Source organism: Sinomonas humi (genome assembly GCF_000802235.1).
Taxonomy (GTDB): Bacteria; Actinomycetota; Actinomycetes; order Actinomycetales; family Micrococcaceae; genus Sinomonas; species Sinomonas humi.
This window is the reverse complement of sequence record NZ_JTDL01000091.1, coordinates 15,130-40,072: the sequence shown is the minus strand read 5'-3', so window position 1 is coordinate 40,072 and position 24,943 is coordinate 15,130. Positions and strand designations below refer to the sequence as shown.

General features: G+C 69.0%; 22 protein-coding genes. 10 read left to right on the top strand and 12 right to left on the bottom strand.

What is annotated here, in order from left to right:
• Positions 1-48 precede the first annotated feature (48 nt).
• Positions 49-597, bottom strand: coding sequence for a DUF3027 domain-containing protein (locus tag LK10_RS08030; protein ID WP_052207092.1), 549 nt, complete (start codon positions 595-597; stop codon positions 49-51).
• A 1-nt stretch (position 598) separates the two neighbouring features.
• Positions 599-976, bottom strand: a complete 378-nt coding sequence (locus LK10_RS08025; protein WP_043122149.1) for a cold-shock protein — start codon at positions 974-976, stop codon at positions 599-601.
• Between the two features lie 137 nt (positions 977-1,113).
• Between LK10_RS08025 and LK10_RS08020 the strand changes: the two genes are divergently transcribed.
• The 7 genes from LK10_RS08020 to LK10_RS07990 all read left to right on the top strand — a co-directional run bounded on the left by LK10_RS08020 (position 1,114) and on the right by LK10_RS07990 (position 9,269).
• Positions 1,114-1,326, top strand: coding sequence for a hypothetical protein (locus LK10_RS08020; RefSeq protein ID WP_043122148.1), 213 nt, complete (start codon positions 1,114-1,116; stop codon positions 1,324-1,326).
• A gap of 4 nt (positions 1,327-1,330) precedes the next feature.
• Entirely contained in the window at positions 1,331-3,727 is a 2,397-nt protein-coding gene (locus LK10_RS08015) for a helicase-associated domain-containing protein (RefSeq protein WP_043122146.1), read from the top strand.
• Between the two features lie 30 nt (positions 3,728-3,757).
• The gene (locus tag LK10_RS08010; RefSeq protein WP_043122144.1) at positions 3,758-5,401 is read left to right on the top strand and encodes a DNA repair helicase XPB; all 1,644 of its coding nucleotides are present in this window, start codon (positions 3,758-3,760) and stop codon (positions 5,399-5,401) included.
• A 108-nt stretch (positions 5,402-5,509) separates the two neighbouring features.
• The gene (locus tag LK10_RS08005; protein ID WP_156144090.1) at positions 5,510-6,214 is read left to right on the top strand and encodes a response regulator transcription factor; all 705 of its coding nucleotides are present in this window, start codon (positions 5,510-5,512) and stop codon (positions 6,212-6,214) included.
• A 1-nt stretch (position 6,215) separates the two neighbouring features.
• Positions 6,216-7,793, top strand: a complete 1,578-nt coding sequence (locus LK10_RS08000) for a sensor histidine kinase (RefSeq protein WP_081998381.1) — start codon at positions 6,216-6,218, stop codon at positions 7,791-7,793.
• Between the two features lie 141 nt (positions 7,794-7,934).
• The gene (locus LK10_RS07995; protein WP_043122140.1) at positions 7,935-8,222 is read left to right on the top strand and encodes a WXG100 family type VII secretion target; all 288 of its coding nucleotides are present in this window, start codon (positions 7,935-7,937) and stop codon (positions 8,220-8,222) included.
• A gap of 105 nt (positions 8,223-8,327) precedes the next feature.
• Positions 8,328-9,269 carry a ribonuclease HI family protein gene (locus tag LK10_RS07990; RefSeq protein WP_043122138.1) on the top strand — a complete coding sequence of 314 codons (942 nt, stop codon included), beginning with the start codon at positions 8,328-8,330 and terminating at the stop codon, positions 9,267-9,269.
• A 484-nt stretch (positions 9,270-9,753) separates the two neighbouring features.
• Here LK10_RS07990 and groL read toward each other — a convergent pair whose 3' ends face one another.
• From groL to LK10_RS07970, 4 genes are all read right to left on the bottom strand, one after another.
• Entirely contained in the window at positions 9,754-11,382 is a 1,629-nt protein-coding gene (gene groL / locus LK10_RS07985) for a chaperonin GroEL (RefSeq protein ID WP_043122134.1), read from the bottom strand.
• Between the two features lie 316 nt (positions 11,383-11,698).
• Entirely contained in the window at positions 11,699-13,000 is a 1,302-nt protein-coding gene (locus tag LK10_RS07980; RefSeq protein ID WP_231567684.1) for an ABC transporter substrate-binding protein, read from the bottom strand.
• Complete coding sequence (locus tag LK10_RS07975; RefSeq protein WP_043122131.1) at positions 13,000-13,626, bottom strand: LytR C-terminal domain-containing protein; 627 nt, start codon at positions 13,624-13,626, stop codon at positions 13,000-13,002. Before LK10_RS07975 ends, LK10_RS07980 begins: the two co-directional genes overlap by 1 nt.
• A gap of 44 nt (positions 13,627-13,670) precedes the next feature.
• Positions 13,671-13,991: a DUF3263 domain-containing protein gene (locus LK10_RS07970; protein WP_043122128.1), complete on the bottom strand. Its 321-nt coding sequence runs from the start codon at positions 13,989-13,991 to the stop codon at positions 13,671-13,673.
• 211 nt (positions 13,992-14,202) lie between these two features.
• On the opposite strand from LK10_RS07970, the gene LK10_RS07965 reads away from it, so the two are divergent.
• Complete coding sequence (locus LK10_RS07965; RefSeq protein ID WP_043122226.1) at positions 14,203-14,871, top strand: uracil-DNA glycosylase; 669 nt, start codon at positions 14,203-14,205, stop codon at positions 14,869-14,871.
• Positions 14,872-14,889: 18 nt separating this feature from the next.
• Positions 14,890-15,735: a siderophore-interacting protein gene (locus tag LK10_RS07960; RefSeq protein ID WP_043122125.1), complete on the top strand. Its 846-nt coding sequence runs from the start codon at positions 14,890-14,892 to the stop codon at positions 15,733-15,735.
• Between the two features lie 37 nt (positions 15,736-15,772).
• On the opposite strand, the gene LK10_RS07955 is transcribed toward LK10_RS07960, so the two are convergent.
• Together LK10_RS07955 and LK10_RS07950 are read right to left on the bottom strand one after the other, a co-directional pair.
• Positions 15,773-17,239 carry a threonine/serine exporter family protein gene (locus LK10_RS07955; RefSeq protein WP_043122123.1) on the bottom strand — a complete coding sequence of 489 codons (1,467 nt, stop codon included), beginning with the start codon at positions 17,237-17,239 and terminating at the stop codon, positions 15,773-15,775.
• A gap of 11 nt (positions 17,240-17,250) precedes the next feature.
• A complete protein-coding gene (locus tag LK10_RS07950) occupies positions 17,251-18,330 on the bottom strand; it encodes a lipid II:glycine glycyltransferase FemX (RefSeq protein WP_043122121.1) in 1,080 nt (359 codons plus the stop codon).
• 100 nt (positions 18,331-18,430) lie between these two features.
• Here LK10_RS07950 and LK10_RS07945 point away from each other — a divergent pair, with 100 nt between their 5' ends.
• A complete protein-coding gene (locus LK10_RS07945) occupies positions 18,431-18,991 on the top strand; it encodes a type 1 glutamine amidotransferase domain-containing protein (RefSeq protein ID WP_043122118.1) in 561 nt (186 codons plus the stop codon).
• Between the two features lie 20 nt (positions 18,992-19,011).
• Here the strand turns inward: LK10_RS07945 and LK10_RS07940 are convergent, their stop codons facing one another.
• Genes LK10_RS07940 through gcvP form a run of 4 tightly spaced genes read right to left on the bottom strand, consistent with a single transcriptional unit; the run spans position 19,012 to position 24,884 of the window.
• On the bottom strand, positions 19,012-20,409 hold the full coding sequence (locus tag LK10_RS07940) for an L-serine ammonia-lyase (protein ID WP_043122116.1): 1,398 nt from the start codon (positions 20,407-20,409) through the stop codon (positions 19,012-19,014).
• A 54-nt stretch (positions 20,410-20,463) separates the two neighbouring features.
• On the bottom strand, positions 20,464-20,844 hold the full coding sequence (gene gcvH / locus LK10_RS07935) for a glycine cleavage system protein GcvH (protein ID WP_043122112.1): 381 nt from the start codon (positions 20,842-20,844) through the stop codon (positions 20,464-20,466).
• Positions 20,845-20,863: 19 nt separating this feature from the next.
• Entirely contained in the window at positions 20,864-22,042 is a 1,179-nt protein-coding gene (gene gcvT, locus LK10_RS07930) for a glycine cleavage system aminomethyltransferase GcvT (RefSeq protein ID WP_052207091.1), read from the bottom strand.
• A gap of 10 nt (positions 22,043-22,052) precedes the next feature.
• On the bottom strand, positions 22,053-24,884 hold the full coding sequence (gcvP, locus tag LK10_RS07925) for an aminomethyl-transferring glycine dehydrogenase (RefSeq protein ID WP_408021446.1): 2,832 nt from the start codon (positions 24,882-24,884) through the stop codon (positions 22,053-22,055).
• Positions 24,885-24,943: the final 59 nt, after the last annotated feature.

Genomic DNA, 24,943 nt, shown 5'->3' with positions numbered 1-24,943 from the left:
GCAATCCGGGCCGCAATTCAGGCTGCAAGGAGGCTGATCGGGCCGACCTCAGTCGATCTCGTCGTCGATGTCCGTGATGCCCGCGGCCTCCGCGTCGGCCGCCTCGAGCGCTTCCTCTGCCTCGTCAGTTTCCTCGGCCGCGTCGTCGTCGATGTCCTCCGCCTCGTCCGCGGCAGCGACGCCCTCTGCCGCCGCGTCGAGGATCGCCTGCTCCCGTTCCTCTGGCCGCACGCGCTCCGACCACGGGACCCATTCCGGCGCGAGCACCGAGTTCTCGCTCGGCAGGACTCCGAGCTCGCTGACCGTCACGATCTTGGACCGCGAAACCCTCGCTACCGTCACGTACCATTGCCAGCCGCGGTAGCCCGGGCGGAGGCACTCGAACAGATGTGTGACGAGCCGTTCGCCCTCACTCTTGGCCCCGAGGTGGCGGCCGATGTGCTCAGCGTCGACGGCCTCGAGGAGAGCTTTGCGGGCTGTCTCGACTGCTCCAGCGAGGAGCGCGTCCGGCTTGCCGACGCGCCAGATCGGGACGCCAGCCCTCGGCCGGGGCTCAGCGGCGCCCGGCAGGGCGGAGGAAGAAGGCTGCCCTGCCATGTCAGACGTCGAGCTGGTCTGCGACGCGGCGGAGGGCGGCCGCGATGGTGGCGCCCTTCTCGGGGTAGGTCCCCTTCGCGAGCTGGCCGGACAGATTGTCGAGGACGCTCACGAGGTCCTGGACAATCGGGGCCAGTTCGCGTGCGGGCATGCGCTTGGCCCGGGCCACCGACGGAAGCTTCTCGAGCACCCGCACGCCGAGCGCCTGCGGGCCGCGCTTGCCCTCGGCGATGCCGTACTCGAGCCGGGTTCCGGTCCTGATCTCCCCCGCGCCGGCGGGGACGGCGCTGCCCGGCAGGAAGACCTCGTGCCCGTCATCGCCCGCGATGAACCCGAAGCCTTTCGCCTTGTCGAAGAACTTGACCTTGCCAGTGGGCACCGCCCTGACCCCAATCTGTTGGTTGCTCCAAGAAAGAGAGATAGCGGGCGCCGTCGGCGCAGGCCGCTCTCCCTAGATTACTGTGTCCGGCCAGCTACGGACGCGCCAGAGGCGCTGGCACTGTTAGGTTTGGATTCATGGCGCCAACATTCCGCCGCGTCGCCTCTTGGGGCGGTGCCGCTGTCGCGGTCTTCTCTTTCGCGATGGTCGCGCTTGCCTTCGCACTGGCCGCCTCGGGAAAGACGCCTCCTGGCTGGATGGCCGCCGTCGTGCTCTACGGTCTCCCGCTCGCGTTTGCATGCATGGGCGCCGCGCTCGTCGCGACGTTCCTTGAAAGGAGGAAGCGCTAGGGGCATGTCATCGATCCGCGCACTCGCCGAAGAACTATCCGCTCGGGGCAACGATGCTCTACGCCGGCTCTTCGCCGCCAGGCCGGACCTCATCACGCCCGGCGTTCCCGATTTTGCGGCCCTCGCCGCTCGGGCCTGTGCCCGTGTGAGCCTCCAGCGGGCCCTCGAATCGCTGTCCAAGCCGCAACTGCAGGTGCTCGAGGCGCTCGTCCTCACCACTGACGAGGACGAAGGCCGCAGCGGCAGCGCCGTCGAACTCCGCCACGCCGTGGGCAACGCGACACTCGGCACCCTCGACGCGATCCTCGCCGAGCTCTCGCAGCTCGCCCTGATCTACCGCGCTGATCCGCCCGATTCCATCCACTCCGCGTCCGGAAGCAGGCGGCGCTACTATCAGCCGGTTGCACGGCTCAGGGAGGTTCTGGGCAGCTACCCGGCAGGCCTCGGGCGGTGCTACACCGAGCTCACGTCCGTCTCGCAGTTCTTCGCCGAGAAGGCCGCGGACATCGTCAACGCAATCCCGGCAGCGGCCCAACAGCAGCACGTCGAGCACCACATCGCTGCTGCGTACGCGCTCGAGCGTTGGGCGGCGCTCCCCGAAGCTCTCGAAAGCGCTCCCCCGAAGGCGCGCGAGGTCCTCTCGAAGTTCACGAACTGGCCCGTCGGCGCGGTGCCGCACGCCGAAGCGCGTGTACGCCCGGGGAGGAAGACGGACAACCCGGTCGACTGGCTCCTTTCGCACGGGCTCCTCGTCCCGCTCGACGACGAGCACGTCGAACTGCCCCGGCCGGTGGGGCTCGCCCTGCGCGGCGGACGGATCGTCCCCGGCCTCGCGCTCGACCCGCCGCCCCCGCCCGCCGCGACGACCAGCACGGCCCTTCGGCGCAACGCCGCGCTCGGCGCGATCGGCGAGGTCCTGCGGCTCGTCAGCGGGCTCGCGGTCGAGGCCTCCGAGAGGCCCATCGAAACGCTGCGGGCGGGCGGGGTCGGGACCCGGGAGCTGCGGCGCCTCACGGCCGCGCTGCGTGCCGACTCCGATCAGACGGTCCTCGCACTCGAGCTGGCCGCGGCCGTGGGGATCATCACGCTCGACGTCGACACGTCGACGTGGCGCGCGACGGCGGCCGAAGAATGGCTCGCGCTCTCCCGCCCCGAGCAATGGCTGCGCATCGCGGCCGCCTGGCTCGACACGCCGCGGGTGGCCTCGCTCGCCATGGCCGCCGAGGGCGGCGGGCAGCTCGCGCCTCTTGCAGGCGAGGGACAGCGCCCCGATGCGGCGGCAGTCCGGCGTCGGGTCCTCGAAGTGGCGGCCGAGCTCAGCGGTGAGGCGAACAGCGCGGAGGGGCGCGCCGTCGTCGTCCGCGCCGAGGACGTCCGGACCCGCCTCGAGTGGGCCCAGCCTCGCCTCGCCCGCCGCCTCCGCGGCCTCCTCGACGGTGTCCTCGTCGAGGCGACGATGATCGGCTTCCTCGGGTCTGGCGCGATCACGAGGGCTGGCTCCGCCGTCGTGCGCGGCGACTACGAGGGTCTGCGCGCCCTTCTCGAGGAAATCCTCCCGCAGAGCGTCGACCGGATCCATCTCCAGGCCGACCTCACCGCGGTCGCGCCAGGCTACCTCGAGCCGGGCCTCGCGCGACGCCTCGCCCTCCTCGCCGACCCGGAAGGGCGCGGACCGGCCACGATCTACCGCTTCTCGGCCGCGAGCCTCCGGCGAGCGCTCGACGCCGGCGAGGACGCCGCGTCGATCTCCGCCTTCCTCGCCCAGCACGCGGAGGCCGGCGTCCCGCAGCCCCTCGCATACCTCATCGAGGACACTGCCGGCCGCTACGGACGGATCCGGATCGGGCGTGCAGGGTCGTTCATCGCGAGCGACGACGAAGCCGCCCTCGCCGGGCTCCTCCGCGAGCCCTCCGCCCAGCAGCTCGGCCTCACCCAGATCGCACCGACGGTGTTGGTCAGCAACGCCACGCCGCAGGAAGCAGCAACCGTCCTTCGCGAGCTCGGCTTGGCGCCGGCCATCGATTCCTCGTTCGATCCGGCAGTGCGGCTCCAGCGCTCGCGCGGAGGCACGGATGCGCCCAGGCTGCCCACTCCTGAGCCGCGGCCCGCCGTCCCATCAGTAGACGACGTCGAAGCCCAGCTCGCGATCCTGCGGAACCAGTCTGCCGTGGTCGCCAACGGCGACGAGGCCGCCCCCATGCTCGGCATCGAGACGCTGCAGAAGGCCATCCGGCTCAAGCGGGCAGTACGCTTGAATATCGTTGACGCGCTCGGCAACTCGACGGTCGAAGAGCTGCGTCCGGTCTCGATCTCAGCGGGCCGGGTACGCGTCTTCGACCCGGAACGGGAAACCGAGCGCGTGCTCAGCGTGCATCGCATCATCGACGTCGAGCTGGCCTGAGCAGCAGAGCGGGCTCAAGAAGGAGTACCGGTGTCTGACGGTCCGCTGATCGTCCAGAGCGACAAGACCATCCTGCTCGAGGTAGACCACGAGAAGGCAACCGAGGCACGGCACGCCATCGCAGCGTTCGCCGAGCTCGAGCGCGCCCCCGAGCACGTCCACACCTACCGGGTCACGCCCCTCGGGCTGTGGAACGCACGGGCCGCCGGGATCGACGCCGAGAAGGTCCTCGACACCCTCCTGCGCTACTCCCGGTTCCCGGTCCCGCACTCGCTCCTCATCGACGTCGAGGAGACCATGTCCCGCTACGGCAGGCTGCGGCTCGAGAAGGACCCCCAGCACGGCCTCGTCATGCGGACGGACGACTACCCCGTGCTCGAGGAAGTCATGCGCGCGAAGAAGATCGCGCCCCTCCTGGGGCCGCGCATCGATGGGGAGACCGTCGTCGTCCATTCCTCGGAACGCGGCCAGCTCAAGCAGGCGCTCCTGAAGATCGGGTGGCCCGCCGACGACCGCGCCGGCTACGTGGACGGCACCCCGCATCCCATAGCGCTCGAGGAGACCGGGTGGTCCCTCCGGCCGTACCAGCGCCTCGCCGCGGAGAACTTCTGGGCCGGCGGCAGCGGCGTCGTCGTCCTCCCGTGCGGTGCGGGCAAGACCCTCGTCGGCGCCGCCGCGATGGCGCAGTCCTCGACCACGACGCTCATCCTCGTCACGAACACCGTCTCGGCGCGCCAGTGGAAGCAGGAACTGCTCAAGCGCACGAGCCTCACCGAGGACGAGATCGGCGAGTATTCGGGCTCCGTCAAGGAGGTCCGGCCCGTGACGATCGCGACATACCAGGTCCTCACGGTCAAGCGCGGCGGCCTCTACCCGCACCTCGAGCTCGTGGACCAGAACGACTGGGGGCTCATCGTCTACGACGAGGTCCATCTGCTGCCCGCGCCGATCTTCCGCATGACGGCGGATCTGCAGGCCCGCCGTCGGCTGGGACTCACGGCGACGCTCGTCCGGGAGGACGGCCGCGAAGGCGAGGTGTTCTCGCTCATTGGGCCCAAGCGATACGACGCACCGTGGAAGGACATCGAGGCGCAGGGCTACATCGCACCCGCCGACTGCGTCGAGGTCCGCGTCGACCTGCCGCGCGAGGAGCGCATGGCGTACGCGATGGCCGACGACGCCGACAAGTACCGTCTCTGCGCATCGAGCGAGACGAAGACGGACGTCGTCGAACGGCTCGTCGCCCGGCATGCGAACGACCAGCTGCTCGTCATCGGGCAGTACATCGACCAGCTCGACGAGATCGGGGAGCGGGTGAACGCGCCCGTGATCAAGGGCTCGACGAGCGTCAAGGAACGGCAGCGGCTCTTCGACGCGTTCCGCGCCGGCGAGCTGAACCGCCTCGTCGTCTCGAAGGTTGCCAACTTCTCGATCGATCTTCCCGAGGCCGCCGTCGCGATCCAGGTCTCCGGCTCGTTCGGTTCTCGTCAGGAGGAGGCCCAGCGACTGGGACGGCTCCTGCGCCCCAAGGCTGACGGGCGAGCGGCGCGCTTCTACGCGCTCGTCGCGCGGGACACCCTCGACCAGGAATTCGCCGCGAAACGCCAGCGCTTCCTGGCCGAGCAGGGGTACGCCTACCGCATCGTCGACGCGGCCGACCTCGCGAAGGACTGAGCCGGCCACGTCCCCTCGGATGCCTCTCAATCAAGGCCCAGCGGCGCCGTCGTCCGCTCACAGAATACCTCCAGCCGATTCTCAGAAACTGGGCGCAACATGAAAGGCGTGAAGAACACGGGACCTGAAGCCAAGCTGCTCGTCGTGGACGACGAGCCCAACATCCGCGAACTGCTTTCGACGTCGCTGCGCTTCGCGGGCTTCGAGGTCATCGCGGCGAGCAACGGCCGCGAAGCCCTCGCAGCCGCCGAGGAGCAGGCGCCCGATCTCATGGTGCTCGACGTCATGCTGCCTGACATGGACGGCTTCACCGTGACCCGCAAGCTCCGTGCATCGGGCCGCTACGTTCCAGTCCTGTTCCTCACTGCCAAGGACGAGACCGAGGACAAGGTCCAAGGCCTCACCGTGGGCGGCGACGACTACGTCACGAAGCCCTTCAGCCTCGACGAGGTCGTCGCGCGCATCCGCGCCGTCCTCCGCCGCACCCAGCCCATCCTCGACGACGACGCGGTGATCCGAGTCGACGACCTCGAGCTCGACGACGACGCACACGAGGTCCGTCGGGGCGGCATGACCATCGACCTCTCCCCGACCGAGTTCAAACTCCTGCGCTACATGATGCTCAACCCCAACCGGGTCCTCTCGAAGTCGCAGATCCTCGACCACGTCTGGGAATACGACTTCAACGGTGACGCGTCGATCGTGGAGTCCTACATCTCGTACCTCCGGCGCAAGGTGGACGCGAATGGACCGAGCCTCATCCAGACCAAGCGCGGCGTCGGCTACGTCCTCAGGACCGCCGAAAAGCGGTAACATGCTCGCCCGCTGGAAGACGGCGTCACTGCGCTCGCAGCTCGTCGCCGTCATGATGGTGCTCCTCACGGCGGCAATCGTCTTCACGAGCGCGGGGACGCTCACGCAGCTCCACCAGTTCCTGGTCGGACAAGTGGATGACAAGCTCATCGACGCCTCCGACTACGCTCAGCAGAACCAGAACATCGACCTGCTGACCACCCCGAATCCCGAGCTTCCGACCGACTACGTCCTGGTCCTCTACACGAGCAGCGCACCGCCGCGCACGTACCCCGTGCCCAATCCGAATCAGGCGCGGCCCGATGTCGCCATGATCACCCCGGACGAGGCGCAGCAGATGCAGAGCCAGCACATCATCCGGCAGGCCAACGGGACAGACGGCGATTCGGACTGGCGGTACATCGCAATCCCCGTCCGCATCACGAGCACGGGTGAACGCGCCGCGATGCTCATCGCGCTTCCGCTCACGAGCGTCGACGACGCCATGAACCACACGCTCCTCCTCGAGATCGGCGTCGGCGTCCTCACGCTCGCTGTCGTCTTCTTCGTCGCTTCTTGGACGGTGACGCGGGCGTTCCGGCCCCTCCGCCGGGTCGAGAAGACTGCCGCAGCCATCGCCGCAGGGGACCTTTCCCAACGCGTCGACGAAGAGGCCCCGGGCACCGAGCTCGGCCGGCTTTCGACCTCGCTCAACACCATGCTCGCCCATATCGAGCAGGCCTTCCGCGACCGAACGGAATCGGAGGCCCGGATGCGGCGGTTCGTCTCGGACGCGTCCCACGAGCTGCGCACTCCCCTCGTGACCATCCGAGGCTTCTCCGAGCTGTACCGGCACGGAGCCCTCTCGACGCAGGAGGACGTCGGGATGGCGATGGGCAGGATCGAGAGCGAGGCCAAGCGCATGGGCACCATGGTCGAGGACCTTCTGACCCTCGCGCGGCTCGACGAGCAGCGGCCCGTGCTCCTGCGGCCAGTCGATTTCCTCCCGATCGGCCACGACGCCGTCGTGGACGCCCAAGCATCCGCGCCGGACAGGAGCGTGCGCCTCGTGGGACTCGCCCCCGGCGTTGGCCCAGCGGCGGCCCCGGCGCTCGGCGACGAGGGTCGGCTCAGGCAGGTCGTGGGCAATCTGGTGGGCAACGCGCTGCGGTACACGCCGCAGGGTTCGCCCCTTGAGATTGCGGTGGGCGCACGCCGCGGGCAAGGTGGGCTCTTCTCGGTGCTCGAGGTACGGGACCACGGTCCGGGCATCTCTGAGAAGGACGCTCCCAAGATCTTCGAGCGCTTCTACCGGGCAGACACGTCGCGCACTCGCGATACGGGCGGTACAGGCCTCGGCCTGGCGATCGTCGCGGCCATCGTCGGTGCCCACGGCGGCACCGTGCGTCACCGGCCCACTCCCGGGGGCGGGGCCACCTTCGTCATTGAACTGCCCCATCAGGTCGCGGCCGAGCAGTCGCCCGAGCCGCCAGAAAGCCTGCCCGCGCTCGATACTGGGGGCCTCCGAAGGGTCCCCCCGGTCACTCCGGTCGCCCCGATCCCCCCGAAAGCCTCCCCCGAGGACAGCGAAATCTCCTGAGTTGTCCACATACGACGACGACGGGCTGCGAGGCGTCCCTTCGGCTTCCTAGGCTCGTGGTGACAGCGGGCGAGGGACCCGAAGTCGACTGGGAAAGCCGGCAGGAACGTCGGCGGAAGATCACGGGAACAGAGGACGACCATGGCCGTTTTGAAGGCTGATACCGAGCAGATGACCGCGAGCGCCCAGAAGGTTGCGGCCGCCGTCGAGCGGGTCCGGGCCGAGGTGCGAAGCCTCCGAGTGGACCTCGAAGGCCTCGGCGCAAGCTGGCAGGGGCAGGCAGCCACCAATTTCCAAGGGGTTGTGACGCAGTGGGCCGGGACGCATGTCCAGGTGGAGTCGTCGCTGGACGCGATAGGACTTGCGCTTCAACAAGCGAGTGTGGGGTATCAGGAAATGGAGAGCAGCAACGCGAGGCTATTCCTCTAGGCGCTGTTCTCCACGCCTAAGCCGGGCCCACTACGCAGCTGGGAGTGGGCCCGGCTTAGGTTGTCCCGGCTTAGGTTGTCGGTCTGTTCTGGCAGGATGGACGGCATGACAATCACCGCCGCTGCAGACGGTTCTGCCCTCGGAAACCCCGGCCCTGCGGGCTGGGCGTGGTACGTCGACGAGGACCGGTGGCACGCCGGCGGCTGGGCGCACGGCACCAACAATCAGGGCGAGCTCATGGCCGTCCTCGACCTGTTCCGGTCGACTGCTCATCTGCCTCACGAGCCGTTGCACATACTCTGCGACAGCCAGTACGTGATCAACTGCGTCACCAAGTGGATGCCGAACTGGAAGCGGCGTGGGTGGAAGAAGGCCGACGGGAAGCCCGTGCTCAACGTGGACCTCCTGCGGCAGATTGACGACGAGCTCGTCGGCCGCTCTTACACCTTCGAGTGGGTCAAGGGCCACGCGGGTCATTCGCTCAACGAGGCCGCGGACGAGCGTGCGAGGGCCTGTGCAACAGCGTTTCAGGCTGGTGCCCTTCCCGTCGTCGGGCCTGGCTTCGGGGGCGCTCTAGGACGGGACCTGCCACAGCCGGCTACTCCCGCGCCCGTCCCGGAGGCGGTTCAGGATGACCTCTTCGGCGGGGTTGAAGAAGCCGAGCCAGAGGCCGACGCGCGAGGTGAGTCAAGCCGTCTGGCCCAACCGCATGAGGTCGAGGCCGTCGTCGAACTCGAACAGGAGCTCCTTGATCCTGAGACACGAGGCGACTTCGGCCAGCTCGCGTATCTCCTTCATCCCGAATACCGCGAGATCGGGCAGTCGGGGCGGCTCTGGCTGCGGGACGAGATCGTCGACGCTCTCGTGCAGGACCCCGAGGTCAGCGTGACGTTCGAGCTCGTCGAGGCCGCTCCCCTCTCACGGGATCTCATCCAAGTCCTCTACCGGACCGAAGGCGCGGGCGGCTCCGCCTTGAGGAGCTCACTCTGGCAGCGGTCCGACGGCCGGTGGCGCCTCCGTTTCCACCAGGGAACCCCCGAGGCCTAGCCCCGCCCCCAGACCGTTTCGGGTACGCCAACTCCCGCCCCAGACCGTTTCGGGTACGCCAACTCCCGCCAACGGGAGCACATCTCGGGGACGACGACGGAACGTACCTTTGCGAGCATGAGGCGCGCTCCTCGTCGTACGGTAGGCGAAATTATCTGTACCCGAAACATCCGTACCCGAGACGCTCTGGACGGCCAGTTTGTGTACCCGAAACATCCGTACCCGAGACGCTCAGCACGCCCAGTTCGTGTACCCGAAACATCCGTACCCGAGACGCTCTGGACGGCCAGTTTGTGTACCCGAAACATCCGTACCCGAGACGCTCTGGACGGCCAGTTTGTGTACCCGAAACATCCGTACCCGAGACGAAAAGGACGGCGGGGCTCCCACCGAAGTGGAAACCCCGCCGTCGTTCGCTATGGCGTCGGCTATTCGCCTTCGCTCAATAAGCGGAGAGCGCTAGGCGCTCAAGGCTGCTCCTGGATCAGAAGCCGCCCATGCCGCCCATCTCGTCGCCACCCGGCATGGCCGGGGCAGCCTTCTCGGGCTTGTCGGCAACGACGGCCTCCGTGGTGAGGAAGAGGCCGGCGATCGAGGCCGCGTTCTGCAGGGCAGAGCGGGTGACCTTGACCGGATCGTTGACGCCGGCGGCGAGGAGGTCCTCGTACACGCCCGTGGCAGCGTTGAGGCCGTGGCCGGCGGGCAGGCCGCGGACCTTGTCGGCGACGACGCCCGGCTCGAGGCCAGCGTTGAACGCGATCTGCTTGAGCGGAGCCTCGATCGCGATCTTCACGATGTTGGCACCCGTCGACTCGTCGCCCTCGAGGTTGAGGTTCGCGAACGCCTTGGCGCCAGCCTGGATGAGGGCCACGCCACCACCGGCGACGATGCCCTCCTCGACGGCAGCCTTCGCGTTGCGGACGGCGTCCTCGATGCGGTGCTTGCGCTCCTTGAGCTCGACCTCGGTGGCCGCGCCCGCCTTGATGACGGCGACGCCGCCGGCGAGCTTGGCGAGGCGCTCCTGGAGCTTCTCGCGGTCGTAGTCCGAGTCGGAGTTCTCGATCTCGGCGCGGATCTGCGCGACGCGGCCGGCGATCTGCTCGGCGTCGCCAGCACCCTCGACGATCGTGGTCTCGTCCTTGGTCACGACGACCTTGCGGGCCTTGCCGAGGAGCTCGAGCGTGGCGTTCTCGAGCTTGAGGCCGACCTCCTCGGCGATGACCTGGCCACCGGTGAGGATCGCGATGTCGGTGAGCATGGCCTTGCGGCGGTCGCCGAAGCCCGGGGCCTTGACGGCGACGGACTTGAAGGTGCCCTTGAGCTTGTTCACGATGAGCGTCGCGAGGGCCTCGCCCTCGACGTCCTCAGCGATGATGAGGAGCGGCTTGTTGGCCTGCATGACGCGCTCGAGGACCGCGACGAGATCCTTCACGGAGCTGATCTTGGAGTTGACGATGAGGATGTACGGATCCTCGAGGACCGTCTCCTGGCGCTCTGCGTCCGTGACGAAGTAGGCGGAGAGGTAGCCCTTGTCGAAGCGCATGCCCTCGGTGAGCTCGAGCTCGAGGCCGAAGGTGTTCGACTCCTCGACGGTGATGACACCCTCCTTGCCCACCTTGTCGAGGGCCTCGGAGATGAGCTCGCCGATCTGGGGGTCACCGGCGGAGATGGACGCGGTGGCGGCGATCTCTTCCTTGGTCTCGATCTCCTTGGCGGACTCGAGGAGCTCGGCCGTGACGGCGTCGACGGCCTTCTCGATGCCGCGCTTGAGCGAGAGCGGGTCGGCGCCGGCAGCGACGTTGCGGAGGCCTTCCTTCACGAGGGCCTGCGCGAGGACGGTAGCGGTGGTCGTGCCATCGCCAGCGACGTCGTCAGTCTTCTTGGCGACCTCCTTGACGAGCTCCGCACCGATCTTCTCGTACGGATCGTCGAGCTCGATCTCCTTGGCGATCGAGACGCCGTCGTTGGTGATCGTGGGGGCGCCCCACTTCTTCTCAAGGACGACGTTGCGGCCACGCGGGCCGAGGGTGACCTTGACGGCGTCGGCCAGCTGGTTGAGACCGCGCTCGAGGCCGCGACGGGCCTCTTCGTCGAATGCAATGATCTTGGCCATGACGGCTTCTGTCCTTTCGGGACGATCGTGTGGTGAGCGCACCCGCTGCAGCGCCCGCGACGGCCGGCGCCAGCCTCCCGTTCCTTCCCGGTCGGCGGACGCCTCACCCCAGCGAGGTGTTCCCTTCCCCCCGCGGACGACGGCGGTCCGGCGAGCCTTGCGAGCCCTCAGACTTAGCAGTCAACCCGTGGGAGTGCTAAGTCAATAATTAGCACTCTGCCCCGTCGAGTGCAAGCGCCGACGGCGCGTCATGCCGAGCGCGAACAGGGCGGCGTCCGAAGCGCGAGTTACGCCCGGGCGGAAGTCGGTGAACAGGTCAACGCGCGACCGTTTGGGTCCCGGCCTGATGCGACCTGTTGTCTGCGCCGTAGCTCATCACGGTGAAGTTCGCGGTCGTGATGTCCCCGTTTGCGTCGAACGCGATGGGCCCGGACTGCCCGTCGTAGTCGATGGGCTTCCCCTTCGATTCGAGTCCAAGGCAGTCGGCGAGCGCCGTGCACTTCGTCCGGGGGCCCGAACCCTTGAGGGTCGCCGCGCCGGAGGCCGTGCCGCCCGATACGCCGATGAGGTGCGAGGCGATCGAGGTCCCGGCGTCATCCTGTGCCTCACCCGCGGCGAGGATCGCGAGGGCTGCCGCGTCGTACGCCTCTGCCGCAAACGTCATGTCCTTGAGACCCGGCGACTGCCTGAGGATCTCGGTCTCGAAGGCGGCGCTCGGGAAGAGGCCGGGCACAAGGCCGCTCGCGCCGTCGAGCGCCCCGCCGGCGAGCCCCGTCCCATACTGGGCCACGGCAGCGTCGGCGAGCAGGATCTTCGAGCCGGGAACGCTGGCGTCGTGCACTTGGGCGAGCACAGCCTGGGCGTCGTCGCGGGCGACGACGACGACCGCCCCGGCGCCCGCGGCTTGGGCGGCGGCCGCGGCCGCGCGGGCGTCGTGCCCCGTGAATTCGCCGCTGCCCTTCTCGGCGAGCCCCGCCGCCTTCGCGGCAGTGGCGACGGCGTCACCGAGGTCCTGCCCGTAGGTGCCCTTCTGCCGCAGGACGGCGACGCTCGTGGCGTCCTTGCTCTTCGCCACATTCACGAGGGCCGCGCCCTCGGCCGTCTCCGACGGGGCCGTGCGGAAGTAGTAGCCGTCGCTCCTGTAGCCCGAGAGCGCGGGGTCGAGGTTCGCGGGCGAGATGAGGACGGTCTTGGCCTTGTCGAGGACGTCGATCGCCGCCGGGGCGCGGCTTGAGTCCGTTGGTCCGATGACGACGTCGGCCTTCGCCGCGACGAGCTGCCGCGCGGCCGCGCCGGTGTCCGAAGTGACGGAGGGCTGAAGGAACTCGATGGGGCGGCCCTTATGCCCGCCCGCGGCGTTCGCCTGCTGGATGGCAAGCTCGACGGCGGCCTGCTGGGCCTCGTTCAGAAAGGCAGACGCGCCCGTGTTGTCGAGCAGCATCCCGATGCGCAGAACGCCGTCGCCGGATGCCTCGGTCTGCGCGAGCCGAGCGTTCGTCGAGAAGGCCGAACAGGCTGAGAGGGCCAGTACGGCAACGAGGACCGCCCCCGCGCCGACCCCTGTCGGGCTCGCCGCCGCTCGTGGCGACGACGGCCCGGCGGGCGAACGGCGGATCACTAGCCCGTGTACCCGGGGCCGATCACGGCTGCGAGCGGATAGCCAAGCTGTTGCGCCTGCAGGACGGTTGCGATGCCGAGGTCGGAGGCAAGGGCGTCGGCAGAGGCCTTCTGGCTCGGATCACGGTAGAAGACGACGGAGGTGTTGACTGGGGTTCCGGACCAGTTCCCGACCGCTGCAACCGTCCAGCCGGCCGAGCGGGCCGTCGTCGCGACCCGGTTGCCGAGCCCCGAGGTCGTGGTCGCGTTGTAGACGCCCACGGGAAGGGTCCGGTCAGCGCCTGCTGCCGTTGGCGTCGCCGTGCTCTGGGACGTGGGCGTAGGCGAAGCGGAAGCCGTTGACGGAGCAGCGCTCGGGCTCGGAGTCGTGGTTGCCGAAGCCTTCGGGGTGCTGCTCGCCGTCGCGTGCGACGTGCCCACGGGGGCCGGCGCCGCCGTCGGCCGGAGGAGCTTGGGGACTAGGAACAGTGCGGCTGCGACAAGCACGACGACGACGGCCGCCGCCAGGAGGACCCATGCGAAGGCGCCCCGGCGACCCGTCGCGGTGACCGCCCGAGTGCGATGCACTCCTTGGCGCCGCGGGGTCTCGGGGATGTCGTCGAACTCGTCACGGGGGTAGGTGCTCATGGCGTCAGGTCCTCGTCCGATCCGCTGGGGGGACCGCGGCAGGCTCACGCGCTGCCGCTCAGGCGACGAGCCGTGCGCGCGCGCTGCCGCGACGTCCTAAGTCTACGCAACCTCTTCACGAGCATCGGGTCGTGGGCGAGCGCCGCTTCAGTGTCGATCAGGGCATTGAGGAGCTGGTAGTAGTGCGTGGCCGAAAGGTCGAACAGCTCGCGGATCGCCTGTTCCTTGGCCCCCGCGTACTTCCACCAGTTCCGCTCGAGGGCGAGCATCTGGACTTCCCGCTCGGAGAGGCCTGCTCCGTCTTCGAGCCGCTCTTCGAGCCGATCCTCGAGCTCTGGGGACTCTCCCGGCTCCGCTGCACCCACGTCCGCTCCCTTCGGCCGACCTTCCGAACCTCGCACCAAACCTCGCATCAGTCTAGAAGGGAACTACACCGGTGTCATTCATGAGGGTGCGAGACTGGGGACCGTGACCGAGACCGAGCCGCTCTTCGAGCTCCCAGACGGCGAACCACACTGCACCGAGGCAGCCGCGCCGCTGCCCACCCCCGCCGACGAGGCCGAATCCCTCGCCGCGATGGCGAACGCACCGCTCGAAACGCTCATGCATCCCGAATGGGCTGCCGCGCTCGCGCCAGCTGATGCCCCGCTCCGCCGGGCCCTCCGCACGGCGGCGCAGGACGCCGTGGCCGGGGCCGTCATCCTCCCCGCGCCCGACGCCGTCCTCCGCGCGTTCCGCGACCCTCTCTCGGCGGTCCGTGTGCTGGTCATCGGCCAGGATCCGTACCCCACTCCAGGCCATTCGATGGGGCTCTGCTTCTCGGTGCGCCCCGAGGTCGCCCCGCTGCCGCGGAGCCTCGCCAACCTCTTCCGCGAGTTGGCGGACGACGTCGGCGCGTCGCCTTCGTGCGGCGATCTCACCTTCTGGGCGGAGCAGGGAGTTCTGCTGCTCAACCGGGCTCTCACCGTGAGGGCCGGGGAGGCGGGCTCGCATCGGCGCGTCGGCTGGGAAGAAGTGACAGACGCGGCGGTTCGCGCCGTCGTCGGCCGCGGACTCCCGCTCGTGGCCATCCTGTGGGGCAAGGACGCTCAGTCCGTCCGCCCGCTTCTGGGCACGACGCCGGTCATCGCCTCAGCGCACCCCTCGCCGTTGAGTGCCTCCCGCGGATTCTTCGGCTCGCGCCCTTTCAGCCGGGCCAATTCATTACTCGTCGAACAGGGCGCACAACCAGTCGTGTGGGGCTGAACCGCTATTCTGGGCCGCATGACATCAGCCTCCACCACCACGGCTCCGGCCAAGAAGCCCCGCCCCACGCTGGATCTGGTGGTGGCCCGGACGGAATGGCTCACGCCCCACCTCGTGCGCGTCGTCGCCGGTGGCCCGGGTTTCGACGCCTTCGCTGACAACGGGTTCACGGACAAATACGTCAAGATTTCATTCCCCACCCAACTGCCGGACGGGATCTGGCCCGAGGGTCCCGTCGACCTAGCCGGGCTCCGCGAGTCGCTTCCTGCCGAACAGTGGCCCGTGACGCGCACCTACACGGTGCGTTCCTTCGACGCGACGGCTCGTGAGCTTGCGATCGACTTCGTGGTCCACGGCGACGAGGGAGTGGCCGGGCCGTGGGCGGCGGCGGCGAAACCTGGCGACCGCCTCATCTGCACGGGCCCCGGCGGCGCCTATTCCCCCGATCCTGAGGCCGAGTGGCACCTCTTTGCCGCGGACGAATCGGCGCTCCCCGCCGTCGCCGCCGCCATCGAGGCGCTCCCCGCCGAAGCCAGCGGGATCGCGTTCCTCGAAATCGGCTCGGGGGCCGACGTCATGGAACTCGAAGCCCCGGCAGGAATCGACGTCCGATGGATTTCGCGCGAAGGAGAGCCCGCGGGCGAAACCGTCGTCCTCGCGGAGGCCATCGCCGACGCCGAGTGGCTCCCGGGCACGCCGAGCGTCTTCGCACACGGTGAGCGCGGGGCCATGAAGGAGCTCCGTGCCATCTTCAAGCAGCGCGAGCTCCCACGCGAGAAGCTCTCGCTCTCGGGCTATTGGGCCCACGGCCGGGTGGAGGACCAGTTCCAGGCCGAGAAGAAGATGCCGGTCGGCCAGATCTGACCGCTCCACGAGCGGGAGCTGGCCACTGCACGAGTGGCTAGCGGCGCATCCAGCGGCGACGCCGTTCCACGGACCCCGCCTTCTGGGTGAACGGGCGGGCCAGATGGTCGCCGAGAACGATCCCGGCCGCCGCCCCGAGGATGATCGCCATCGCCGTGAGCATGCCGCCCGCTCCGGCACCGGTCTGGTTGACGTCGAGCGTCGCGACGTACATCGAGCGGAAGATCGTGAGGCCGGGTAGCAGGATGAGCGCGGCTGGAACGGCCACGACGAGCTGCGGCGCGCCCATCCGGAGTGCCACGATCCGGGCGAGGAAACCGATGACGACGGCGCTCGCCGCCGGAGCGACCCGGTCGCCGACGCCGGTGAGCTGGACGCCCGTGAGGACGAAGTAGCCGACGACCCCCACGAGCGCCGTCGGAATCACGAGCCGCCGCGAGGTCTGCTCAGTGACGGCAATCGCGGCGACGGCCGCGCCGATCAGGATGACCTGGACCCAGTACGGGTACGCGGGCGGGAAGGTCTGCGTGACGTCGATCCGGGACACGCCCAGGAGTTCGCCGGCGAGGAACGCGACCGCGATCCCGGCCACGAGCGCCGCGAACGTGAGGAACGCGGAGAGGAAGCGCCCTGCGGCCGTGACCGGGAAGCCGTTGATGGCGTCCTGGGTGGCCGAGACGAGCCGTGAGGTCGGCAGGAGCAGGAGGATCCCTCCGACCACGACGATCGCCGGCGCAATCGTCATCTTGGCCCAGAACATGAGCAGCGCGATGAGCGTCACGAGGAACGCGCTCGCGAGGGTCGTGAAGAAGTCGGGGACGCGCCACCGCCCCATGACGCGGCTGACGAGCGAGACGCCGAGGTTGCTCAGGAAGGCGATGAGCGAAGCCATGAGACCGCCGCCGAGGACGCCGACGAACAGTGCCGCGAAGAGCGAGTAGGCCGCCGTCACTGCCCAACGGGGAAACGGCTTGGCACGCTTCGTGATGCCTTGGAGACGCCGCATCGCCTCATCCCGGCCCACCCCGCCGGCCGCGATCTCGCTCACGAGCTGGTGGACGAGTGCGAGGCCGGCGTAGTTGCTCGTCCACGAGCGGACGACGCGGAGGAGCTGGATCGGGGTCTGGTCTCGCGGAGAGTAGTTGATCGCGACCGACTGGTTGGTGATGTCGACCTCGATGTGCTGGAGCCCGAGCGCGGCGGTCACGGCGATCATCGAGGACTCGACCTCGAGGGCGCCGGCGCCATACCGGAACATCGTCTCGGCGAGGAGCAACGCGAAATCGAGGGTCCGGCGGGCAGACTCGTCCACGCCGCCCACCTGGATGGTCGGGTTCGCGTAGGGGCTGGCCGCGAGACGGTCCACGATCGACAGGGGCGCGGTGGGCGGGCTGTCGCCCGTCATGAGCCGCCGCAGCATCCTGACCGCGGCCGCGTTGTTCGCCCGCGCTTGGGCGGGCGAGATGGGAGGCATCGGCTGGGTTCGTGCTTCTTCTTCGCCCATGATGCCTTCCCTCAGTAGAACTGCTGACCCGTGCGCCGGGTGTAGAGCTGGCGCGCGAGCCGCTCGCCCGCCGTCGTCCATGCCGTGTATCGCGGGACGTCGATGATGTAGTCCCACGCCCCGACGAAGTCCGTCACGGACTTCGTGAAGGAGGTCTTGAAGAGGCCGAGGCCGTGGAACGGATGCGAGGTGTCCTTGAGCCGATCGGCCGGAGGTGTGCCGCAGAAGTCGTATTCGGTGCAGCCGAGCGTCTTCATGTCGAGGATCGCCGTCCACTGGACGAGGTGCGAATCGCCGTACTGGCTGCGGTGCTGCAGCGAGCCGCCGTCCTTGTACGTCGCCTTGCGCCCGTAGTTGATGACGAAGGCGCCCACGGAAGGTCTGCCGTTCTCGTAGACGAAGTACAGCCGGCCCTGCCCTCGGGAAGTGAACTCCGTCCAGAACTGGCGGTAGTACTCGAAGCTGCGGACCTGGGCACCGCTGCGCGACTTGGTGTTGAGCGTCCCCGTCATGAGCGCGTGCATCGTGCGGTAGTTCTCGAGCGTGGGCTCGGCGACCTCGACCTCGACGCCCTCGCGCTCGGCGCGGCGGACCGCGTTGCGCCCTCGGGAGTGGAGGCTGCGCAGGAGCGGACCGGGTTCGGGGGTGATGTCCAGAATGGCCGTGGAGTCGTTCGGCTGGAGGTTGAACGATTTCACGAGACCGGCCTTCGAGAGGACCTGGCGGGCCTCCTCGGAATCGACAATGTCCGGTTCGATCTTGACCGCGAAGACGTGCAGCTTTTCCCGCTCGACGAGTTCTCTTATGGCCTCGAGGGCCGGCGGCACGTCATCCACGCGGGCGACGTCCGGGCCCTTGATGAGGTACCAGAGGCGGCCCATCACCGGGAACGACTTCTCGAGGACGAGGTTGTAGCTGCTTTCCTCGGCGCCCTCGAGGACGAGGTAGCGGACATCCCAGCCGAAGTTCTTCTTGACTGCGGCAAACGCGGCCGACTGCAGCAGGTTCCCGCCGTTGGGGTTCGCGGTGACGTGCTTGTCCCAGTGCTCGATCTCGTCCTGGCTCGCGAAGCGTGCGGTGAAGCTGCTCAAGGTAGGGTGCGTCCCTTCGGTTCGGGTCTCGGGGGCCTAGCCCAGTCTAGTCGTCCGCGAGTCGGCGGTTTACGGCGGCGCCAGTGGGTAGCGACGAGATATGGCGAACAACATCAGAGGCAAGAAAGTTGCGTTCCTTCTGACCAACGGCGTCGAGCAGGTCGAGCTCACGGAGCCGTGGAAGGCGGTCCAGGAAGCCGGCGGCGACCCCGCGCTGGTTTCGCCCGAAGAGGGCCAGATCACGGCGATGAAGGGCGACTGGGAGCACGGCGAGTCCTTCCCGGTCGACGTGACCCTGGACCAAGCCGATCCCAACGACTTCGATGCGTTAGTGCTTCCCGGAGGCACGGTGAACGCGGACAAGATGCGGCTCGAACAGAAGGGTGTCGAGTTCGTGAAGGCGTTCCTCGAGGCTGGCAAGCCTATCGCCGCAATCTGCCACGGGCCTTGGATCCTCATTGAGGCCGGTGCAGTCAAGGGCCGGGAGATGACGTCCTACGCGTCGCTCCAGACCGACCTGAAGAACGCCGGTGCGAATTGGGTGGACCGCGAAGTGGTCACGGACCGCGGGCTCACGACGTCCCGCAAGCCGGACGATCTCGAGGCGTTCTGCAGCAAGATGCTCGAGGAGATCTCCGAAGGGGAGCACGCTGAGGCGTAGGCCGCTCGGAATTCCTCAGCTCAGCATTCCACAACGTTGACGGCGAGGCCGCCCATCGCGGTCTCCTTGTACTTGCTGCTCATGTCGCGCCCCGTCTCGCGCATCGTGACGATGACCTCGTCGAGCGAGACGCGGTGCGAGCCGTCGCCCCACAGCGCCATCTTGGCGGCGTTGATCGCCTTCGCCGCCGCGATGGCGTTGCGCTCGATGCACGGGACCTGGACGAGGCCCCCGATCGGGTCGCACGTGAGGCCGAGGTTGTGCTCCATCGCGATCTCCGCCGCGTTCTCGACCTGGGCGGGGGTACCGCCCATGACCTCGGCCAGCCCGGCGGCGGCCATCGACGACGCCGACCCGACCTCGCCCTGGCAGCCCACCTCCGCCCCAGAGATGGAGGCCTGTTCCTTGTAGAGCACCCCGACGGCGCCGGCCGCGAGCAGGAACCGCACGACGGCGTCGTCCCTGTCCTCTTGGGTGGCGTCCTTCATCCCCGGCGCGTAGTTGAGCGCGTAGTACAGGACCGCGGGGATGATCCCAGCCGCGCCGTTCGTCGGTGCCGTCACGACCCGCCCGCCCGAGGCGTTCTCCTCGTTCACGGCCAGGGCAATGAGGTTGACCCACTCCTGCCAATACATCGGGTCCCGGTCCTTGTCCTCCTTCAGGAGGCGCTCGTGCCAGTCGGGCGCACGACGGCGGACCTTCAGGCCGCCCGGCAGGAGCCCCTCCCGCTTGAGGCTGGATTCGACGCAGGCCTCCATGACTTCCCAGATGTGCAGCAGGCCCGCCCGGATCTCCTCCTCGCTGCGGGAAGCCTTCTCGTTGACCAGCATGATCTCGCTGATCGAGAGGCCCTTCGAGGCGCACCGGCCCATGAGCTCCGCTGCCGTGTGGAACGGGAACGGAAGCTCCTGCTTCGACTCCTCGAGCTCCTTCTGGGCCGCTTCCTCCTCACCCTCACGGACGATGAAGCCGCCCCCCACGGAGAAGAACGTGGCCTCGTGAAGGGGGCTGCCGCCGTCGTCCGCGACCTGGAAGCGCATCCCGTTCGTGTGCCGCGGCAGGACCGTGAGGGGGTGCAGGACCATGTCCTCCACCCCGTACTCGAGCTCCCGGCTCCCCGCGAGCTCGAGCCTGCCCGTGTCCGCGATCGAGGCCAGCCGCTCCTCAACCTGCTCCGGAAGGATCTCCTCGGGCTCGAAGCCCTCGAGCCCGAGGAGCACAGCCGTGAACGTCCCATGGCCGCGGCCTGTCGCCGCGAGCGAGCCGTACAGGTCCACCCGCAGCGAGGCGACCTCGCCCAGGATGCCGCGCTCCCGCAGCTCGCGGGCGAACACCGCCCCGGCCCGCATCGGCCCCACGGTGTGCGAACTCGAGGGGCCGATGCCCACCGAGAACAATTCGAAGACGCCGACGGCCATGTCGGATTCCCTCCTCAGATCAAGTGAACAACCGCCGAGCGCGAACCCGTCGGCTCAGAGTTCTCCGCCGTTCTTGGAGGCGTACTCCTCCGGAGAGAGCAGCGGGCCCTCGGACGTGACCTCGACGGTGAAGAGCCACCCCGCTCCGTACGGGTCCTCGTTGACGAGGGCAGGATTGTCGATGGCTTCCTGATTGATCTCGACGACGGTGCCGCTCACCGGGGAGTACAGGTCGGAGACACTCTTGGTCGATTCGATCTCGCCGCACGTCGTGCCCGCCGTCAGTTCGCTGCCCACCTCTGGGAGGTCGAGGTAGACGACGTCGCCGAGCGCGTCGGCCGCGACAGCGGAAACGCCGATCTTTGCGGGCGCGGCATCGGTGTCAAGCCACTCGTGCTCCTCGGAGTACCGGAGGCCGGTTTGGACTTTGCTCATGGCTGGGGATTCCTCTCAGTCACTTCTGTCGCTTGTAGAACGGCAGTGCTACTACCTCGAACGGCTCGGCCTTGCCCCGCAGGTCCACCTCGAGCTTCGTGCCGGGTTCGGCGAGTTCGACGTCGACGTAGGCCATGGCGACCGGGTAGCCGAGCGTGGGGCTGGGCTGGCCGCTCGTCACTTCGCCGACCTTCTGGCCGTCCTTGAGCACGGCGTAGTGCGAGCGTGCGGCCCGTCGCCCGAGGCCGCGAAGGCCCACGAGGCGCCTGCCGCTCGTGGTGCCGACGCCGTCGTCCTTCTTCGCCTGCAGCCGAGCGCGCCCGACAAAGTCGCCTTCCTTGGACTTGAGGGCGACGACGCCGCCCAGCCCCGCTTCGAAGGGCGTGACCTCGCGGGAGAGCTCGTTGCCGTACAGGGGCATCCCCGCCTCGAGGCGCAGCGAATCGCGGGAGGCGAGGCCGCACGGGACGAGATCGCGGCCCTCCCCCGCGGCGCGGACGGCATCCCACAGTTCGGCCGCGCGGTCGTTGGCGACGAAGAGCTCGAAGCCGTCCTCGCCGGTGTAGCCCGTGCGTGCTAGAAGCACGGGCACGCCGGCGGCTTCGACTTGCACGGCCGCGTAGTACTTCAGCCCGGTGACGGCCTCGGCGTGCTCGTCCGAGACCAGCTGGAGGACGATCGCCTCGGCGTTCGGGCCCTGCACCGCGATGAGCGAGGTCTCGGCCGAGGCATCTCGCAGGGCGCAGCCTTCTGCGTTGCCTCCGGCTGTGAAGCGGTCGCGCCGCGCCTCGAGCTCGGCCGCGACCGTGGCCGCGTTGCCCGCGTTGGGGACTACGAGGTAGTCCTCCTCGGCGACGCGGTAGACGATGAGGTCGTCGATGATGCCGCCGTCCTCGGCGCAGATGAGGGAGTACTTGGCCTTGCCTACGGCGATCGCGGAGAGCTTTCCGACGAGCGCGTAGTCCAGGAAGGCCCCCGCGTCCGGGCCAGTCACCCAGACCTCACCCATGTGGGAGAGGTCGAACAGGCCGGCGGCCTCGCGGACCGCGCGGTGCTCGGCGAGCTCGGAGCCGTACTTGAGCGGCATCTGCCAGCCGCCGAAGTCTGTGAAGCTCGCACCGAGGGCGGCGTGCCTCTCGTACAGCGCGGTGCGCTTCTCCTCGGCCTGGTTCGCAGCGATCTGAGGTTCTGCAGTCATGGGGTGGTCCTTAGCTTTCGAACGCTTCGAGGGGCGGGCATGCGCAGATGAGGTTGCGGTCCCCGGCGGCGCCGTCGATGCGTCCCACGGGGGCGAAGTACTTGTCCTGGCTGGGGGTGCGGCCGGGGAAGGCTGCCTGCTCGCGGGTGTAGGGGCGGTCCCAGTCAGAGCTGACGACGGCGGCCGCGGTGTGCGGGGAGCGGCGCAGCGGGGAGTCGGCGAGGGGGAAGTCCCCGTGCGCGACCTGGTCGATCTCGGCCCGGATGGCAATCATCGCCTCGATGAACCGCTCGACCTCGGCTAGGTCCTCGGACTCGGTCGGCTCGACCATGAGCGTGCCCGCGACCGGGAACGCCAGGGTCGGGGCGTGGAAGCCGAAGTCGATCAGCCGCTTGGCCACGTCCTCGGCCGTGACCCCGGTCTTGGCGGTGACCTCGCGCAGGTCCAGGATGCACTCGTGCGCGACGAGGCCGCCCTCGCCCGTGTACAGGACCGGGAAGTACGCGTCGAGGCGCCGGGCGACGTAGTTCGCCGCGAGGAGCGCCGACTTCGTGGCCTCGGTCAGCCCGTCGGCGCCCATGAGCTTCACGTACGCCCACGAGATCGGCAGCACGCCGGCCGAGCCGAACCGCGAGGCCGAGACCGGAAGGTCGTGCTCCTCCCCGCCATCCTCGGTGCGGCCGGTCCAGCTCGCGGCGTCGCCGGGCATGAACGGGGCAAGGTGCGCCCGCGCCGCGACGGGCCCGACGCCGGGGCCGCCGCCGCCGTGCGGGATGCAGAAGGTCTTGTGCAGGTTCAGGTGGGAGACGTCCCCGCCGAACTTCCCCGGCTGGGCCAAGCCGACGAGCGCGTTCATGTTCGCCCCGTCGATGTAGACCTGCCCGCCCGCGGCGTGGACGGCGTCGCACACCTCGCGCACGTCGGCGTCGTACACCCCGTGGGTCGAGGGGTAGGTGATCATGATCGCCGCAATGCGGCCCGCGTTCGCCTCGATCTTCGCGGCGAGGTCGCCGTGGTCGATCGTCCCGTCCGCGGCGGTGGCGACGACGACGACCTTCATCCCGGCGAGCACCGCCGAGGCCGCGTTCGTCCCGTGCGCCGAGGCCGGGATGAGGCACACGTCGCGCTGGGCCTCGCCCCGTGAGTGGTGGTAGCCGCGGATCGCGAGCAGGCCCGCGAGCTCGCCCTGCGAGCCGGCGTTGGGCTGGATCGAGACCTGGTCGTAGCCGGTGATGGCCGCCAGGTCCTGCTCGAGGTCGGCGATGAGCTCGCGCCAGCCCTCGGTCTGGGAGTCCGGGGCGAAGGGGTGGATGCCGGCGAACTCGGGCCACGTGATGGCCTCCATCTCGACGGCGGCGTTGAGCTTCATGGTGCACGAGCCCAGCGGGATCATCGTCCGATCCAGCGCCAAGTCCCGGTCGGAGAGACGGCGCAGGTAGCGCATCATCTGCGTCTCCGACCTGTACGCGTGGAACACCGGGTGCTGCAGGTACAGGCCCGTGCGGTGCATCGCGCCCTCAAGGCCGAACCCGGACGCCGCCTCGCCCCAGGCGGTGTCGAGGCCGTCGCCCGCGGGGCCCGCGCCGAACACGTCCGCGAGGACCGCCACGGTCTCCGCCGTCGTCGTCTCGTCGCACGAGATCCCGACCGTGTCCCCGTCCACGAGCCGGAGGTTGATCCCCTTCGCCTCCGCAGCCGCGACCAGGGCCGCGGCCCGGCCCGGGACGCGGGCGGTCACCGTGTCGAAGAAGCTCCGGTGGGCCACCTCGACCCCGGCGGACTCGAGCGCCGCGGCCAGGGTCCGGGCATGGGCGTGGGTGCGCTCGGCGATCGCCTTGAGGCCCTCCGGGCCGTGGTAGACCGCGAACATCGAGGCCACGATCGCCAGCAGCGCCTGCGCCGTGCAGATGTTCGAGGTCGCCTTCTCGCGCCGGATGTGCTGCTCGCGGGTCTGCAGCGCCAAGCGGTAGGCGGGGCGGCCGGCGTCGTCCTTCGACACGCCGACGAGGCGGCCCGGAAGCTGGCGCTCGAGCCCCTTGTGCACGGCCATGAACGCCGCGTGCGGTCCCCCGTAGAACAGCGGGACCCCGAAGCGCTGTGCCGAGCCGACGGCGATGTCCGCGCCCTGCTCGCCCGGGGACTTGATCAGGGTCAGTGCCAGGAGGTCGGCGGCGACCGTGACCATCGCCCCGCGCTCCTTGGCCTCCTCGATGAGCCCAGTCGCGTCCGCGACCCGCCCCGACGCCCCGGGCTGCTGGATCACGAGCCCGTTGATCGGCCCCTCCGGCAAGCCCTTCGACAGGTCAGCGACCTCGACCTCGAACCCGAGCGCCCGGGCACGGCCGACCACGATCGCGATCGACTGCGGGAACAGGTCCGCATCCAGCACGGTCTTGCCGCCGCCGGGTGCTCCGGCCAGCGCCTTGTTCCTGTTCGCCCTGCGCATCAGCAGCACGGCCTCCATCACAGCCGTGGCCTCGTCCAGGAGCGACGCGTTCGCGATCGCGAGACCCGTCAGGTCCTCCACCGCGGTCTGGAAGTTCAGCAGCGCCTCGAGCCGGCCCTGCGAGATCTCCGGCTGGTACGGGGTGTAGGCCGTGTACCAGGCAGGGTTCTCCACGATGTTCCGCCGGATCACCGCCGGGGTGACCGTGTCGTAGTAGCCCTGACCGATCATCTGAACGCGCGGCTTGTTCTTGCCCGCCAGCTGCCTCAGTGCCGTCAGCACCTCGGACTCGCTCAGCGCCGGCGCAAGCCTGAGCGGGGAAGCCTGCTTGATGCTGTCCGGGACCGCCGTCTCGGCCAGCGCGTCCGCGCTGTCATAGCCGACCGCGTTCAGCATGTGCTTGATGTCCTCATCGCGCCGCGCACCGATATGCCGGTCGACGAAGGCTGCGGGAA

What these genes read in the sequence shown, in the direction of transcription:
- LK10_RS08030 (WP_052207092.1), bottom strand. Translation starts at nt 597, where the DNA reads ATGGCAGGGCAGCCTTCTTCCTCCGCCCTGCCGGGCGCCGCTGAGCCC.
- LK10_RS08020 (WP_043122148.1), top strand. Translation starts at nt 1,114, where the DNA reads ATGGCGCCAACATTCCGCCGCGTCGCCTCTTGGGGCGGTGCCGCTGTC.
- LK10_RS08015 (WP_043122146.1), top strand. Translation starts at nt 1,331, where the DNA reads ATGTCATCGATCCGCGCACTCGCCGAAGAACTATCCGCTCGGGGCAAC.
- LK10_RS08000 (WP_081998381.1), top strand. Translation starts at nt 6,216, where the DNA reads ATGCTCGCCCGCTGGAAGACGGCGTCACTGCGCTCGCAGCTCGTCGCC.
- LK10_RS07995 (WP_043122140.1), top strand. Translation starts at nt 7,935, where the DNA reads ATGGCCGTTTTGAAGGCTGATACCGAGCAGATGACCGCGAGCGCCCAG.
- LK10_RS07990 (WP_043122138.1), top strand. Translation starts at nt 8,328, where the DNA reads ATGACAATCACCGCCGCTGCAGACGGTTCTGCCCTCGGAAACCCCGGC.
- groL (WP_043122134.1), bottom strand. Translation starts at nt 11,382, where the DNA reads ATGGCCAAGATCATTGCATTCGACGAAGAGGCCCGTCGCGGCCTCGAG.
- LK10_RS07975 (WP_043122131.1), bottom strand. Translation starts at nt 13,626, where the DNA reads ATGAGCACCTACCCCCGTGACGAGTTCGACGACATCCCCGAGACCCCG.
- LK10_RS07965 (WP_043122226.1), top strand. Translation starts at nt 14,203, where the DNA reads ATGGCGAACGCACCGCTCGAAACGCTCATGCATCCCGAATGGGCTGCC.
- LK10_RS07960 (WP_043122125.1), top strand. Translation starts at nt 14,890, where the DNA reads ATGACATCAGCCTCCACCACCACGGCTCCGGCCAAGAAGCCCCGCCCC.
- LK10_RS07955 (WP_043122123.1), bottom strand. Translation starts at nt 17,239, where the DNA reads ATGGGCGAAGAAGAAGCACGAACCCAGCCGATGCCTCCCATCTCGCCC.
- LK10_RS07945 (WP_043122118.1), top strand. Translation starts at nt 18,431, where the DNA reads ATGGCGAACAACATCAGAGGCAAGAAAGTTGCGTTCCTTCTGACCAAC.
- LK10_RS07940 (WP_043122116.1), bottom strand. Translation starts at nt 20,409, where the DNA reads ATGGCCGTCGGCGTCTTCGAATTGTTCTCGGTGGGCATCGGCCCCTCG.
- gcvH (WP_043122112.1), bottom strand. Translation starts at nt 20,844, where the DNA reads ATGAGCAAAGTCCAAACCGGCCTCCGGTACTCCGAGGAGCACGAGTGG.
- gcvT (WP_052207091.1), bottom strand. Translation starts at nt 22,042, where the DNA reads ATGACTGCAGAACCTCAGATCGCTGCGAACCAGGCCGAGGAGAAGCGC.
- gcvP (WP_408021446.1), bottom strand. Translation starts at nt 24,884, where the DNA reads ATGCTGAACGCGGTCGGCTATGACAGCGCGGACGCGCTGGCCGAGACG.